This is a genomic window from Burkholderia cepacia, from assembly GCF_001039005.1.
Classification (GTDB): domain Bacteria; phylum Pseudomonadota; class Gammaproteobacteria; order Burkholderiales; family Burkholderiaceae; genus Burkholderia; species Burkholderia theae.
This window is the reverse complement of record NZ_LDWR01000046.1, coordinates 15,475-31,647: the sequence shown is the minus strand read 5'-3', so window position 1 is coordinate 31,647 and position 16,173 is coordinate 15,475. Positions and strand designations below refer to the sequence as shown.

9 protein-coding genes are annotated in these 16,173 nt (G+C 67.1%); 5 read left to right on the top strand and 4 right to left on the bottom strand.

Annotated elements, in window-relative coordinates; translation table 11 throughout:
- Positions 1 to 44 precede the first annotated feature (44 nt).
- From VL15_RS25990 to VL15_RS25980, 3 genes are read left to right on the top strand one after another with little or no spacing between them, the layout of a single operon-like run.
- A complete protein-coding gene (locus VL15_RS25990) occupies positions 45 to 1,136 on the top strand; it encodes a porin (RefSeq protein ID WP_048249457.1) in 1,092 nt (363 codons plus the stop codon).
- A 31-nt stretch (positions 1,137 to 1,167) separates the two neighbouring features.
- Positions 1,168 to 2,130 carry an AraC family transcriptional regulator gene (locus VL15_RS25985; protein ID WP_048249455.1) on the top strand — a complete coding sequence of 321 codons (963 nt, stop codon included), beginning with the start codon at positions 1,168 to 1,170 and terminating at the stop codon, positions 2,128 to 2,130.
- Positions 2,108 to 2,785: a helix-turn-helix domain-containing protein gene (locus tag VL15_RS25980; RefSeq protein ID WP_048249453.1), complete on the top strand. Its 678-nt coding sequence runs from the start codon at positions 2,108 to 2,110 to the stop codon at positions 2,783 to 2,785. The genes VL15_RS25985 and VL15_RS25980 overlap by 23 nt, the downstream gene beginning before the upstream one ends.
- Positions 2,786 to 2,921: 136 nt before the next feature.
- On the opposite strand, the gene VL15_RS25975 is transcribed toward VL15_RS25980, so the two are convergent.
- From VL15_RS25975 to VL15_RS25960, 4 genes are all read right to left on the bottom strand, one after another.
- On the bottom strand, positions 2,922 to 6,230 hold the full coding sequence (locus tag VL15_RS25975; protein ID WP_048249450.1) for an efflux RND transporter permease subunit: 3,309 nt from the start codon (positions 6,228 to 6,230) through the stop codon (positions 2,922 to 2,924).
- 104 nt (positions 6,231 to 6,334) lie between these two features.
- Positions 6,335 to 9,448: an MdtB/MuxB family multidrug efflux RND transporter permease subunit gene (locus VL15_RS25970; protein WP_048249448.1), complete on the bottom strand. Its 3,114-nt coding sequence runs from the start codon at positions 9,446 to 9,448 to the stop codon at positions 6,335 to 6,337.
- A gap of 15 nt (positions 9,449 to 9,463) precedes the next feature.
- Positions 9,464 to 10,825: an MdtA/MuxA family multidrug efflux RND transporter periplasmic adaptor subunit gene (locus VL15_RS25965; protein ID WP_048249446.1), complete on the bottom strand. Its 1,362-nt coding sequence runs from the start codon at positions 10,823 to 10,825 to the stop codon at positions 9,464 to 9,466.
- Between the two features lie 251 nt (positions 10,826 to 11,076).
- A complete protein-coding gene (locus VL15_RS25960) occupies positions 11,077 to 11,901 on the bottom strand; it encodes an IclR family transcriptional regulator (RefSeq protein WP_048249443.1) in 825 nt (274 codons plus the stop codon).
- Positions 11,902 to 12,864: 963 nt separating this feature from the next.
- Here VL15_RS25960 and VL15_RS25955 point away from each other — a divergent pair.
- Both VL15_RS25955 and VL15_RS25950 read left to right on the top strand, forming a co-directional pair.
- Positions 12,865 to 14,448 carry a multicopper oxidase domain-containing protein gene (locus tag VL15_RS25955; RefSeq protein ID WP_048249441.1) on the top strand — a complete coding sequence of 528 codons (1,584 nt, stop codon included), beginning with the start codon at positions 12,865 to 12,867 and terminating at the stop codon, positions 14,446 to 14,448.
- Positions 14,449 to 14,514: 66 nt separating this feature from the next.
- Positions 14,515 to 16,164, top strand: coding sequence for a multicopper oxidase domain-containing protein (locus VL15_RS25950; RefSeq protein WP_048249439.1), 1,650 nt, complete (start codon positions 14,515 to 14,517; stop codon positions 16,162 to 16,164).
- Positions 16,165 to 16,173: the final 9 nt, after the last annotated feature.

Sequence of the window (16,173 nt, the reverse complement as noted above, 5' to 3'; positions counted from 1 at the left end):
CGATCGATATCAAGCATAACTACACGATAGGTCTGGAGATTCCCATGAAACAGTTCCGCACGGCCGCCACGGCCGTTTCGTTCGCGGCGGCCGCCGTCGCGGCGCCGCACGCGTATGCGCAAAGCAGCGTGACGCTGTACGGCATCGTCGACACCGGCGTGCAGTACTACAACCACGCGGCAGGTGGCGGATCGGTCGCCGGCATGCCGTCGCTGACGGGCGAGGTACCGTCGCGCTTCGGCCTGCGCGGCGTCGAGGATCTCGGCGGCGGCTATCGCGCGTTCTTTGTGCTCGAGAGCGGTTTCGCGATGAATTCCGGCGCGCTGAACTACGGCGGCCGGATGTTCGGCCGGCAGGCGAACGTCGGCATCGATTCTCCGTACGGGGCTGTCACGCTCGGGCGGCAGATGAACATGTCGATGCTCGTGCTGCTCAACGCGGACGTAATCGGTCCGTCGATCCATTCGATGGCGAGCTTCGACAGCTACCTGCCGAACGCGCGCAGCGACAGCGCGCTCGGTTATCTCGGCCACTTCGGCGGGGTGACGGTCGGCGGGACCTACAGCACGGGCCGCGACGGCGCGGGCCCGGCCGGCCCGTCGGCGACGAACTGTGCGGGCAACGTGCCGGGCGACCCCGTCGCATGCCGGCAATACACGATGATGGTCGCGTACGACGCACCGCAGTTCGGGGCAGCCGCGTCCTACGACGTCATGCACGGCGGCACCGGCGCGTCGGCGCCGCTGTCGAGCCCCGGATACACGGATACGCGCACCATCGTCGACGCATACGTGAAGTTCGGCGCCGCGAAGCTCGGCGCGGGATGGATTCGCCGCAACACGGCGGCCGCGAGCCACGCCCAGTCCGACATCTTTTTCGCCGGCGGTACGTACGCCGCGACGCCGGCGCTATCATTCGACGCACAGGCGCTGCGCTACCTGCTGCGCGGCCACTCCGATTCGAACCTGTTCGTGGCGCGCGCGAATTACCTGCTTTCCAAGCGCACGATGTTGTACACGTCGGTCGGCTACATGACGAACAGCGCGCTCGGCACGTCGTCGGTCGCGGCGGGCGGCACCGTCGGCGCGGGGCAGAACCAGGTCGGCGTGATGGCCGGCATCCAGCAGCGCTTCTGATGCGGCGCCGCGCACCACGGAGACATCGACGATGGCGACCGATCTTCTCAGCGACGTACTCACGGACCTGCGGGCCGACGCGGTCGTGACGGGACGCTTCACGTTGAGCGCGCCGTGGGCGATCCGCAAGCCGGCTGTCGCGGGCGCGCCGTTTCGCACATGCGCGGGCAATCCGTTCTTCCTGTCGATCGACGGCGTGGCACCCGTGCACATCGAGCCGGGCGACTTCGTGCTGCTGCCGCACGGCGACGAGCACGTGATGGCGTCGTCGCTCGACGAGCCGCCCGTGCCGTTCGATATGTTGATGGCCGACAAGGGGATTCGCCCGCGCTTCGATACGCCGCTCGAATTCGTCGCGGGCGGCGGCGGCGCGACGAGCGAGCTCTACACCGGTATCGTCGTGTATCGCGACATCGTGCGCAGCCCGCTGTTCTCCGTGCTGCCGCCGCTGATCCACGTGCGCGCGAACGACGCGGCCGTCGCGCCGTGGCTCGCGAGCACGCTGCAGAGCTTCATCGAGGAATCGATGGCGTGCCAGCCCGGCTGGGCGGTCGCCGCGACCCGTCTCGCGGACGTGCTGTTCGTGCAACTGCTGCGTGCGCATCTGCAGTCGTCGGCCAATCACACGGGCTGGCTGCGCGGCCTGACCGATCCGCAGATCGGCCGGACGATGGCGCTGATGCATCGCGACCCGTGCCGCGACTGGCATCTGGCGAGCCTCGCGGCCGAGGCCGGCATGTCGCGCTCGCGCTTTTGCGCGCGTTTCGCCGAACTGGTCGGGGAAACGCCGATCGTCCACCTGACCGCGTACCGGATGTATCTCGCGAGCGGCGATCTTGCGCAAGGCAAGCGCCGGCTGATCGAGATCGCCGAGCGGGTCGGCTATACGTCCGAGAAAGCATTCGCGCGGGCGTTTCACCGCTGGTCGGGCATGGCCCCGCGCCGGTATGCACGCAATGCGCAGGATCTGTATGACCTTGCACGGCATGGATGACGGCGCGCCGCGCTATCGGGTGCCGGCGCTTGAACGCGGGCTGGCGATTCTCGAGATGCTGGCGGCCGGGCAGCCGCCCGCGACCTGCGCCGAACTCGCGGTGCGGCTGGGCGCACCGCGCAATTCGGTTGCACGGTTGCTGAAAACGCTCGTTCGGCAGGATTTTCTCGTGGTCGACGTGCGTGGTCGCTATCGGCCGGGAACCGCGGTCGCGCGCGTCGCCGCGGCTTATGTCGGTGCCCGGGCGGAAGTCATGCACGCGCGGCCCGTGTTGCGGGCGCTATGCGAGCGTAGCGGTTTGGCCGCGCAACTGCTTCGGCGCGACGGCGCGCAGGCCGTCGTTCTCGCGCAGGCGGTGCCTGATGCATCCGGGTGCCTCGTCGCGCGCATTGGCGCGCGCTTCGTCGGGCGACCCGCTGAAGCGGGAGACGTTGCACGCGTCGGTGCGCATGAGGTCTGGCGGCTCGGCGGGCATGCGGTGCCGCAGCAGGGGACCGGCATCGTCGCGATGCCGGTCGATGCGGCGGGGCCGCTTGCGATCGGCGTCGCGCTCCGCGAGTCGGACGACGCGCGACGGCAACAGGTGCTCGGGATGATCGACGACGCGGCGCGGCAGTTGTCGTGCGCGCTGGCCGGGCTCGCCGAGCGGGGCTGATCGCGCGTTTGCGGCGATGCGCGCCGCAGGGTCGGCGCCACGGCGCGCGGAGCATCGCAGGCTTGCCGCCGTTCGCCCGGGACTTCGCGGCGGTGCCGGCCAGCACGCGGGGCAGAATAACCCGGCCCGCGCGCCATCACTCCCCGGCGACCGCCGGCCCGCGGGAATTCCCGCGGCGGTTGCGCCGCTTTTCCGCCCGCACGCGCAGCCGGTCCATGTACAGATAGACGACCGGTGTCGTATAGAGCGTCAGCACCTGCGACACGATCAGGCCGCCGGCGATCGCGATCCCGAGCGGCGCGCGCAGCTCGGCGCCGTCGCCGCTGCCGAACGCGAGCGGCAGCGAGCCGAGCAGCGCGGCCATCGTCGTCATCATGATCGGGCGGAAGCGCAGCAGACACGCCTCGTGGATCGCGTCGAACGACGACTTCTGGTTGTTGCGCGTCTGGTCGATCGCGAAGTCGACCATCATGATCGCGTTCTTCTTCACGATGCCGATCAGCAGGATCACGCCGATCAGCGCGATGATGCTGAACTCGGTCTTGAACAGCAGTAGCGCGAGCAGCGCACCGACGCCGGCCGACGGCAGCGTCGACAGGATCGTGATCGGGTGGATGTAGCTCTCGTACAGGATCCCGAGCACGATATACACGGCCAGCAGCGCGGCGAGGATCAGGATCGGCTGGTTGTTCAGCGACTGCTGGAACGCCTGCGCTGTGCCCTGGAAGCTGCCGACGATCGTCGGCGGGACGCCGACCTGTGCCATCGTCTGGTAGATCATCTGGGTCGCCTGCGACAGCGACACGCCCGGCGGCAGGTTGAACGAGATCGTCGTCGCGACGAACAGTCCCTGGTGGTTGACCGACAGCGGCGTCGTGCTCGGCCCGAACGTCGCGATCGCCGACAGCGGGATCATGGTCGACTTCGACGTCGACACGGACGCGCCCGACGACGCGCTCGACTTGCCGCTGGCCGCGATCGCGTTGAGCGCCTGGTTGCGTGCGGAATCAGACGCGATCGCCGCGGCGCTCTGGGTGGCCGTGCCGGCGCTCGACGTGCCGGCCGACGTCGCGACGTAGGTGCCGGCCGCCGCGTTGGTGGTCTGCGAGCCGTTCGCGCTGCCGCCCGACGTGCTGACCCACACCTGGTTCAGCATCTCGGGGCTCTGCCAGTATTTCGGCGCGACTTCCATCACGACGTGGTACTGGTTCAGCGGGTTGTAGATCGTCGAGACCTGGCGCTGGCCGAACGCGTCGTACAGCGTGTTGTCGATCTGCGCGGGCTTGATGCCGAACCGCGCGGCCGTCGCGCGGTCGATCGTCACCATCGCCTCGAGGCCGCCTTGCTGCTGGTCGGAGTTCACGTCGGTCAGCTCCGGGAGCTTCTGCAGCGCCTCGGTCAGGATCGGCCCCCACTTGTACAGGTCGGCGCTCGAATCGCCGAGCAGCGTGAACTGGTACTGCGCGTTGCTCTGCCGGCCGCCGACACGGATGTCCTGCGCGGCCTGCAGGAACGTGCGCGCACCCGCGACGTCCGACAGCGGCGGGCGCAGCTGCTGGATCACCTGGTCGGCCGTCAGCTTGCGCTCGGTGCGATCCTTCAGCGTGACGAACATGAAGCCGGAGTTGGTCTGCGTGCCGCCCGTGAAACCCGCGACGCTCTTCACGTTCGGGTTGCTTTGCACGATCCGCATCATCTCGGAGAACTTCAGCTTCATCGCCTGGAACGACGTCGACTGGTCGGCCTGGATGCCGCCGATCATCAGCCCGGTGTCCTGCTGCGGGAAGAAGCCCTTCGGCACGACGATGTACAGGTAGACGTTCAGCCCGATCGTGGCGAACAGGGTCATCAGAATCAGCAGCGGCCGGCGCAGCGCCCACGACAGCGAGCGCTCGTAGCCACGCTGCATGCGCGCGAAGCAGCGCTCGAGGAAGCGGGCGAAGCGGCCTTCGGTTTGCGGGTCGTGCGATTCGGACAGCAGGCGTGCGCACATCATCGGCGTGACGGTAAGCGATACCGCGAGCGACACGGCGATCGCGAGCGACAGCGTCAGCGCGAACTCGCGGAACAGGCGCCCGACGATGCCGCCCATCAGCAGGATCGGCAGAAACACGGCGACGAGCGAAATGCTCATCGACAACACCGTGAAGCCGACTTCGCGCGCGCCGTCGAACGCGGCCTGCATCCGCGACTTGCCGTTCTCGATGTGTCGCGAGATGTTCTCGAGCACGACGATCGCATCGTCGACGACGAAGCCGGTCGCGACGATCAGCGCCATCAGCGACAGGTTGTCGATCGAGAAGCCGAGCAGGTACATCGCGCCGAACGTGCCGATGATCGAGATCGGCACCGCGACGCTCGGGATCAGCGTCGCGCGCCAGTTGCGCAGGAACAGGAACACGACCATCACGACGAGGCTGATCGCGATCAGCAGCGTGTGCTCGGTATCCTTCAGCGACGCGCGGATCGTCGTCGAGCGGTCGAGCACGGGCGTGACCGTGATGTCCGCCGGCAGCGACGCGGTGAGTTGCGGCAGCGCCGCGCGCACGCGGTCGATCGTCTCGATGATGTTCGCGCCGGGCGAGCGGTAGAGGATCACGAGCACCGCGCGCTTGCCGTTCGACAAACCGAGGTTGCGCAGGTCCTCGACCGAATCGACGACGTCGGACAGGTCGGACAGGCGCACGGCCGCGCCGTTGCGGTAGGCAACCACGAGGTCGCGGTATTGCGACGCATCGGAAGCCTGGTCGTTCGTATAGAGCTGGTAGCGCTGCGGACCGAATTCGATCGCGCCCTTCGGCGCGTTGGCGTTCGCGGACGCGAGCGCCGCGCGCACGTCCTCGAGGCCGATCCCGTAGTGGAACAGCGCTTGCGGTTCGAGCTCGACGCGCACGGCCGGGTTGGCGGACCCGCTCACCGAGACCTGGCCGATCCCGTCGATCTGCGACAGCGACTGCTGCAGCACCGTCGACGCGGCGTCGTACAGTTTCGCGGGCGACGAGGTCTCCGACGTCAGCGACACGATCATGATCGGCGAGTCGGCCGGGTTGACCTTGCGGTAGGTCGGGTTGCTCTTCAGCGCGGCGGGCAGGTCGGCGCGCGCCGCGTTGATCGCGGCCTGCACGTCGCGCGCGGCACCGTCGATGTCGCGGTTCAGGCCGAACTGCAGGGTGATCCGCGCATTGCCGACGGTGCTCGTCGACGTCATCTCGGAGACGTCGGCGATCGAGCCGAGGTGTCGCTCGAGCGGGCTCGTCACGCTGGTCGCGACGGTCTCGGGGCTTGCGCCTGGCAGCGACGCCTGCACCGAGATGGTCGGGAAGTCGACCTGCGGCAGCGGCGACACCGGCAGCTTGATGAACGCGAACAGGCCCGCGAGCGCGACGCCGATCGCGAGCAGCGTCGTCGCGACGGGGCGGGTGATGAAGGGGCGCGACAGGTTCATGTCGGCACTCGCTGGGCCGCCGCGTGTTCCGACGGATGCGTTTTCGGGAGATGGGGGGGCTGCGCCCCCCCACGCGAACGAAGTGAGCGTGGGGGTCGTTTCATTTACGCATCCGTGCGCTTGCCGGCATCGGGGCCGTGGCGTTCGAACCAGCCGCGCACGCGGCGCGCGAGCGAGTCGAAGCCGAGGTAGATCACGGGTGTCGTGAACAGCGTCAGCACCTGCGACACGATCAGGCCGCCGGCGATCGCGATCCCGAGCGGCTGCCGCAGCTCGGAGCCCGCGCCGGAGCCGACGATCAGCGGCACCGCGCCGAGCAGCGCGGCGAGCGTCGTCATCAGGATCGGCCGGAAGCGCAGCAGGCACGCCTGGTAGATCGCCTCGCGCGGCGGCTTGCCTTCGACGCGTTCGGCCTCGAGCGCGAAGTCGATCATCATGATCGCGTTCTTCTTCACGATACCGATCAGCAGCACGATGCCGATGATCCCGATGATGTCGAGATCGTGCCCGGTGATCATCAGCGCGAGCAGCGCGCCGACGCCGGCCGACGGCAGCGTCGACAGGATCGTGATCGGGTGGATGTAGCTCTCGTACAGCACGCCGAGCACGATGTACATCGTGATGACCGCCGCGAGAATCAGGAACAGCTGGTTCGACAGCGATGCCTGGAACGCGAGCGCCGCGCCCTGGAAGCGCGTCTGGAACGACGCGGGCAGGGCGATGTCCTTCTCGGCGGCGTCGATCGCCTTGACGGCCTCGCCGAGCGACGCGCCGGCCGCGAGGTTGAACGAGATCGTCGTCGACGGGAACTGCGACAGGTGCGCGACGAGCAGCGGCGACGGCCGCTCGTGGAACGACGCGATCGACGACAGCGGCACCTGGCCGCCGCCGGCCGACGGCAGGTAGATGTCGTTCAGCGACTGCGCGTAGTGCTGCTCCTTCGGTTCGGACTCGAGAATCACGCGGTACTGGTTCGATTGCGTGAAGATCGTCGACACGATGCGCTGGCCGAACGCGTCGTACAGCGCGTTGTCGACGGTCGCCGGCGTGACGCCGAAGCGCGCGGCGCTCGCGCGGTCGATCTCGATGTAGACGGACTGGCCGTTGCTCTGCAGGTCGGTCGCGACGTCGGCGAGCGACGGCTCCTGCTGCAGCCGCGCGACGAGCTTCGGCACCCAGGTCGCGAATTCGTCCGGGTTCGGGCTCGTCAGCATGAACTGGTACTGCGTCGGGCTGACGGTCGAGTCGATCGTCAGATCCTGCACCGACTGCATGAACAGCGAGATGCCCGTGATGTTCGCGACGCGGTGCTGCAGGTCGCGGATGATCTGCGCAGCGGTTTCGGAGCGGTCGTCGCGCGCCTTCAGGTTGATCAGCATCCGGCCGCTGTTCAGCGTGATGTTGCTGCCGTCGACGCCGATGAACGACGTGAGGCTGTCGACGTTCGGATCCTTCAGGATCTCGGCCGCGAGCGCCTGCTGGCGTTCGGCCATCGCGCCGTACGAGATCGACTGCGGCGCCTGCGTGATCGCCTGGATCACGCCCGTATCCTGCGCGGGGAAGAAGCCCTTCGGCACGTACACGTACAGCAGCCCGGTCAGCACGAGCGTCAGCACGGCGACCACGAGCGTCGAGCCCTGGCGGTTCAGCACCCATTCGAGCGCGACCCCGTAGCGCGCGATCACCCAGTCGATCGCGCGATGCACGCGCGCCTCGAAGCGGTGGCTCTCGGGCGGCGGCGAATGGCGCAGCAGCTTCGCGCACATCATCGGCACGAGCGTGAGCGACACGATCGCCGAGATCACGATCGTCACCGCGAGCGTGATCGCGAATTCATGGAAGAGGCGCCCGACCACGTCGCCCATGAACAGCAGCGGGATCAGCACCGCGATCAGCGACACCGTCAGCGAGATGATCGTGAAGCCGATCTGCTTCGAGCCCTTCAGCGCGGCCTCGAGCCCCGAATCGCCTTCCTCGACGTAGCGCGCGATGTTCTCGATCATCACGATCGCGTCGTCGACGACGAAGCCGGTCGCGATGGTGAGCGCCATCAGCGACAGGTTGTTCAGCGAGAAGCCGGCCATGTACATCACCGCGAGCGTGCCGATCAGCGACAGCGGCACCGACAGGCTCGGGATGATGGTGGCGTAGACGTTCGCGAGGAACAGGTACATCACGAGCACGACGAGCCCGACCGCGAGCAGCAGCTCGAACTGCACGTCGCGCACGGCCGCGCGGATCATCGTCGTGCGGTCGGTGACGATCTGCACGTCGAGCGCGGCCGGCAGCGTTTCCTGCAGCTTCGGCAACTGCGCCTTGATCGCGTCCACCGTCTGGATCACGTTCGCGCCCGGCTGGCGCTGCACGTTCAGGATGATCGCGGGCTCCGAATTCACCCACGCGCCGAGCTTGGTGTTCTCCGAGCCGGCGACGACCGTCGCGACGTCGGTGAGCATCACCGGGCGGCCGTTCTTGTAGGCGACGACGGCGCTGTTGTACTGGTCGGCGCTCGTGAGCTGATCGTTCGCGTTGATCGTGTACGCGCGCGTCGGGCCGTCGAAGTTGCCCTTCGGCGTGTTCACGTTCAGGTTCGAGATCGTCGTGCGCAGGTCGTCGAGGTTCATCCCGTACTGCGCGAGCGCGGTCGGGTTCGCCTGGATGCGCACGGCCGGGCGGTTGCCGCCCGACAGGCTGACGAGGCCGACGCCCGCGACCTGCGAGATCTTCATCGCGAGGCGCGTGTCCGCCAGATCCTGTACCTGCGTGAGCGGCAGCGTCTTCGACGTGACGGCGAGCGTGATCACCGGCGCGTCGGCCGGGTTGACCTTCGCGTAGATCGGCGGGGCAGGGAGGTCGGACGGCAGCAGGTTGCCGGCCGCGTTGATCGCGGCCTGCACTTCCTGTTCGGCGATATCGAGCGGCAGGTCGAGCGAGAACTGCAGCGTGATCACCGACGCGCCGGCCGAGCTTTGCGACGACATCTGGTTCAGCGACGGCATCTGCCCGAACTGCCGTTCGAGCGGCGCGGTGACCGACGAGGTCATCACCTCCGGGCTCGCGCCCGGGTAGAAGGTCTGGACCTGGATGGTCGGATAGTCGACCTCGGGCAGCGCGGCGAGCGGCAGGAAACGTAGTGCGACGAGACCGGCCAGCATGATCGCCGCCATCAGGAGGGCGGTGCCGACCGGCCGGAGAATGAAAAGGCGGGATGGATTCATCGAGCGGCCCGCGCGTTATTGGGCCGCTGCTTGCGACGCACCGTGCTTGTGTTCGCCGCGATGGCCGCCGGCGCCCGATGCACCCGACGCCGCACCGGCGCCGCGCGCGCCTGACGCGCCTTTCGGCTTGTCGGCCGGAATCGAGATCGTCGCGCCTTCGCGCAGGCGGTCGGAACCATCGGTCACCACGCGCTCGCCGAGCGTGACGCCGCTGACGATGCTCGTGCGTTCGCCGTCGACCGGGCCGGGCGTGACCTTGCGTACCGTTACCGTGTTGTCGGGTTTCACGACGTAGACGAACTGGCCGATCGAGCCCGTCAGCACGGCGGACGTCGGCACGATCGTCGCATTGCGCATCACGTCGACGAGCAGCCGCGTGTTCACGAACTGATTCGGGAACAGCATGCCTTCCTTGTTATCGAAGTTCGCGCGCAGCTTGACCGTGCCCGTGCTCGTGTCGATCTGGTTGTCGAGCGTCGCGAGCGAGCCCGTCTCGAGCGGCACCGTGTTGTTGCGGTTGTACGCGGTGACCGACAGCTTCTGGCCCGCGTTCACCTGCTTGAGGATCTGCGGCAGGTTGTCTTCCGACGTCGTGAAGATCACGCTCATCGGCTGCAGCTGCGTGATCACGACGAGCCCGTTGCTGTCGCCCGGCGTCACGTAGTTGCCGGGGTCGACCTGGCGCAGGCCGACGCGGCCCGACACGGGCGCCGTGATGCGTGCATACGTGAGGTTCAGCTTCGCGGAATCGATCGCGGCCTGGTCGGTCTTCACCGCCCCTTCGTATTGCTTGACGAGCGACGCCTGCGTATCGACGGTTTGCGATGCGATCGAATCCTGCGACAGCAGCGTCTGGTAGCGCTTCAGGTCGAGGCGGGCCGTCGCGAGCAACGCCGAGTCGCGCGCGTGGGTACCTTCGGCGTTCTCGAGCGACACCTGGTACGGGCGCGGGTCGACCTGCGCGAGCACGTCGCCTTTCTTGACGATCTGGCCTTCCTGGAACGAGACCGACTGCAGGTAGCCCGACAACTGTGTCTTGACCGTCACGTTCGCGAGCGGTGTCACGGTGCCGAGCGCGGACAGCACGATCGGCATTTCGCCCTGCGTCGCGGTCGCGACCGACACGGGTTGCGGAATGTTCGCCATCGCGGCGGGGCCGCCGCGGCTGTGACGCCCGGCGCCGCCGCTGCTCGCCCCCTGGGCTGCGCTGCCGGCCCCCGGCGTCGCGGCGGGCGTGCGGTTCCACGGATGCCACCACAGCAGGCCGCCGATGACGACGACCGCGATCGTACCGACCAGCAGCGTGCGGCGCGGACGTCGTGCAGCGGGTGCGGCAGGGTCTTTCGAAGGGGGCGTGGGCTTTTGTTCGTTATCCATCGTTTCTGTCAGGAAGACGGCGCGGCGTGCCGGGAAGCGGACTGCTTGCTGGGCTGCGCGTGGGCATGCGGTGTCGGGAGGGCCGGCTCGGTCCGGGGCCCTGCCGACCCGCGCGGGAAAAGAGCGGTGCGCACCGCGAATGCGGCGCGACGATGGGCATGATCCTACGTGCCGTCCCCGTTACAGTCCAGTGGTCTATCTTTCAACGGGTTACGGTCGTTACAGAACACGACAGAACGATGACGAATCGATTACATGCTGACGCGCCGGGCCGGTGCGCCGCCGATCTCGCGCGTGATTTTCGCGATGCATTCGTGCAGTGCGGGCACGACGTGTTCCTGCAGCCATTCGGGCGGGCACTGGTGCGACGCGCCACCGCAATTCACCGAATAGCGCTGGCCCGACGGACCGACGAAACCGGCCGCGACCGCATTCAGGCCTTCGCGCCATTCGCCGATCGCGATCGCGTGACCCTCGCGCATCGCGTCGTCCAGCGCGGGGTTCAGGCGCGCGGACACATGCGGCCAGTCGTCGCCTGCCGTGGTGCGCAGCGAGTCGAGCAGCAGGCGACGCTCGTCGTCCTCGAGTGCGGCGAGATACGCGCGGCCCACCGCGGTGCGCGCGATGTCCATCCGCGAGCCGATCTCGAGGCGCGTGACGAGCACGGCCGAGCGCGGCCGGATCACGTCGATCGCGACCATGTCGAGCCGGTCGCGCACCGCGAGGTGCACGGACAGCGACGTGCGTTCGGCCAGCTCGATCATGAACGGCCGCGACCGCGCGCGGATGTCGAAGTTGCGCAGGAAGCCGTGGCTCAGCTCGAGCACCGACGCGGTGAGCACGAAGCGCTCGCTGTCGGGAAGCTGGAACAGGAAGCCGGCGCTGACGAGCGTCGCGGTGATGCGCGACACGGTCGGCTTCGGGATGCCGGTCAATTCGGTCAGTTCGCGGTTGCTGACGGGGGCGTCGGCAGCCGCGATGCGGCGCAGCACGGCGAGGCCGCGGGCGAGCGCGGTGATCTCGTCGGGCGACGATTCGCGTTCTCGGGATACAGGCGGGGTTACAGTGGTCGACACGAGGGATTCTCTCTAATTCCGAAACTCGATTTCAATTTTGTTGGTATTGTAGGACTATTGTCAAAAGATGCATGTTCCATGGGCAAACCGGTCATTAGATGAGATTTTACGGGTTCACCCTTGGTTTATTAGGAAAACGCTCAAATGAGCATTGCCGGAAAGTGCATGAACCGGTGCAAATACCGCTTGACTTGTCGGGCGGAAACGGAAAGAATGTCTCACGTTTTCGAAACATCGTTTCAAGAGTTTAACCGGCAACGATGTTTCGCGCAGTCTCTCAGGTTCTAGCACGGCCCTCGGAATGGCTAGAACTTTTTTAGCGCCACGGTCTCCGTGGCGCTTTTTTTTGCCCGTTGTTCGGTGAAAGTCCAGTCGGCCGGGATCGAAAGAATACCGTTCCACGGCAGCGAAGTCCGCGCCGTTCGACGCGCCCGACATTGCCCGGCCCATGATTTTAATTAATTTCGGCTATCGGGACGATTTCCACAATACGCCGTCGATCTTCCTTCCCCCGCACCGCGCGCGCCAGTCCGTCGGCGGGCGGCGTGGACAACGGCTGTCGTGACTCCCGCCATGTTCCGTCGCACGCTGCCGTGACCCGGTCCGAGCGCTTGTCGCCCGATGCTCCGTCGCGCGGCACGCCCACCGATCGCAGGTCCGCCAGGTAGCCCCGATCCGTCCGGATCCGCCCGCTGCGCCGGCGCACGACGCCGGTCCGCCGCACGCCCGACTGGCGCCGGCCGGGCGCGACCAGCGGGCCTCGCACCCGCCGCCGTACCGAGCATGACGCCCCCGCTCGCCGGGGGCCCCCTACGCAAAAGTAGGGGGGTGCCCCATGCCGGGCCGACGCGTCCATCTGCAGAATCCAGATACGGGTCAGTGCGATAACGTCGCCAGCCCGCGTCCGCAGCAGAGCATGACGTCCAGCGCGTATCGCTGGTTGACCCCTAGGATGGAGGTCATATGTTCAGTACCCGCGCGTATTGCAGCAGTGTGGCGGCACTGTTGCTCCTCCTGTGCGCCGTTCCTTCGTTTGCCCAGTCGTTTCGTGTTCAGTGCCCGCCCACCACGCCGTCCCATCCGACCGCGCTGGCGCCAGGCGTCGGCGAGCCCGCCTACACGCAGCCGTCCTATACGGGCCAGGGTTCCACGTCGACCGGCGCCGTGAACGGGGCGATCAAGTGCCAGCAGATCTCGGGCGGCGACGGTTACGCCACGATGGCCAACGGCGTGCAGACCTACCTGTTCGCGTTCGGCCCGCTGTCCGGGCTCGCGGACATCAAGGCCGGCCTGCCCGGCACGCAGCTCGCGTCGGTGTTCAACACCGTCGGCGACCCCAGAACCGACCCGACCTACAACGGCGCGGTCGGCCTGGCCCCCGATCCGGATGCGGGCGGCGCGCTGACCGGCCACGTCGACCCGCGCCCGATCATGGACATCGGCGTGATGAACGGTAACCAGCCGGCGCCGATGATGGCGATCGACGAGGACGACGAGTTTTTCCTCACGCTCACGAACGTCGGGATGATCATGCGCCCGGACCTGTTCGAAAAGCACACGGTGCACTTCCACGGCTATCCGAACGCGTCGTCGTTCTATGACGGCGTGCCCGATGCGTCGGTCGCGATCAACATCGGCGCGAGCTTCACCTACTACTATCTCGCGCCGGATGCGGGCACCTACTTCTGGCACTGCCACATCACACCGCCGGAACACCTGCAGATGGGCATGGTCGGCCAGATCTACGTGCGGCCGCGCCAGGACCGCGTGCCCGCGGGCGTGTCGCTGTACGAATCGCTGGTCACCCAGCAGTCCGACCTGCGCACGCGCTGCGGCAACGACATTCTCTGCTCGACGCCGCTACCGAAGCAGGACACCGGGCTCGTGCGCGCGGCCAACCCCGCCATTCCGCCGACCACGCCGGCGACGTTGTCGCTGTACGCGTACAACGATGGCGACGGCTCGACCGCGTATGACGTCGAGTATCCGATTCAGATCCACGGCTTCGATCCGAATTTCCACTTCGTCGGCATGACGTTCAATCCGGAGCCGTTCACCGACATGAAGGACAAGTTCTTTCTGCTGAATGGCCGCAGCTATCCGGACACGGTGACCCAAGGGGCGATGTCGACGCCCGCGTCGGACAGCTCGATGCATCCGTCGCAGCCGCTGGCGACGCTGATCAACATCCCGGCCGGCGGCCGGGCGCTGTTGCGGATCTCGGATCTCGACGTGACCGAATACCAGACGCTGGCGTCGCTCGGCATCCCGATGCACGTGATCGCGATCAATGCCCGCATGCTGCGCGACATGGCCGGCAACAACATGGCCTACGACACGAATTCGATCACGCTCGGAGGCGGCGAGTCGCTCGACCTGATTCTCGACGCCAGCGACAAGTCGAAATACCACTCGGGCCAGATTTTCTACCTGTACACGCCGAACCTCGATCACCTGTCGAACGATCAGGAGAATTTCGGCGGCCTGATGACCGAGGTTCACGTTTGCAGTGCGGTGGATCCGATTACGAAGCATTGCACTCTTTGATGACCGGGGCCTGCCCGAGTCGTCGGGCAGGTCCGGCCGGGAAGTCCTGCACTGAGGAGAAAAGCCGTGGGACACATCACTCACCATGCGTGGACCGCGACGCTCGCCCGCCTTGGACGGCTCGCCCGCGTCGGCGTCGCGACGCTCGCCGCGTTGCTGTCGATGCACGCGCAAGCTGCGGCGCCGGGCATCACCGGCAAGGTATTCAACCTCACTGCCCAGGAGGCGCGCATCACGCAGCCCGATGGTTCGAGTGTCTATTCGTGGGGCTACGGCTGCGCGGCGACCAGCGCGACGCCGCTCGTGTTCTCGCCGGCGACGATTACCGGCGCGACCTGTCCGACGATGCAGATTCCCGGTCCGACGCTGATCGTCAGGCAGGGCGACATCATCACCGTGACGCTCACCAACAACCTGCCGGCGGCGGCCGGCAACACGTCGATGCTGTTTCCCGGCTTCGTCGTGTGCACCGGGACCCTGAGCCCGGACGGCAAGACCTGCACCGGCACCTCCGGCGTTGCCGGGCTGCTGGCGCAGGAAGCGCAGCACGGCGCGACGGTCACCTACACGTTCGTCGCGGCGACGCCGGGCACGCATACGTACTACAGCGGCACGCAGGGCGATCTGCAGATCGAGATGGGGCTGTACGGCGCGATCATCGTGCTGCCGAATACGGCGGTCAACACGGCGGGCTGCATGGCGCTGCCGGATTCGGGCAGACCGTTCGGCCAGCATGATTTCCGCAACGCAGTGGCGGCATTCGACAACAGCGCCGCCTGCTATGACCGTGAGTATCTTTTTCAGTTCTCCGAAATGGATCCGCGCATCCATCAGCAGGCGGAGCAGCAGGTCGCGGCGAATACGTCGTGCACCAGACCGAACGGCTGCATGACCGTCGAGACCGAGCCTTATCACCCGGCCTATTTCATGGTCAACGGCCGTTCGATGCCGGACGACATGGATCCGAACTACGCGCCGCAGTACCCGCACCAGCCGTATAACGGCAACCCGCACATGCATCCGGGCGAACTGGTGCTGCTGCGGATCATCGGCACCGGCCGCTGGCAGCATCCGTTCCACGAGCACGGCAATCACGTGCGCGTGCTGGCGCGCGACGGCAACCTGTTGCTCAGCCCGGTCGACCCGAGCCATCCGGCGAACCCGCGGCAGCCGGCCGGCCCGCTGCTGTTCACGACCACCACGACGCCGGGCGTCACGATGGACGGGATCTTCTACTGGACCGGCAAGGGCCTGAACTGGGACGTCTACGCGCACTACGCGGGCGACGGCTCCGTCTGCGTGCCGGACGCGAACGGCTACTACACGACGGCGTCGAATCCGCCGGCCCCGCGCAACGCGCCGAACTACTACGAGTGGTGCCAGGACCACGGCAAGGCGCTCGAGAAGGCGCCGTTCGGCAAGGTCGCCAGCGGCGGGCCGGTGACGTTGCCGGACTCGAACATCCTGACCAACGGCGCCTGGTATGGCGGCAGTCCGTATCTCGGTCCGGACGCCACGACGCGAGCAACGGCCCCGACGGGAACGACGCCGCCGAGCGGCGTGCAGCTGAACCCGGCAGCAACGGAAGCAGGCTTCGCGTTCATGTGGCACTCGCATAACGAGCGCGAGATCACGACGAACAACATCTTCCCCGGCGGAATGATGATGATGATGCTCGTTGATCCTCCGGTATTTCCGATCGACGAATCCAATTAGGGGTGGGGA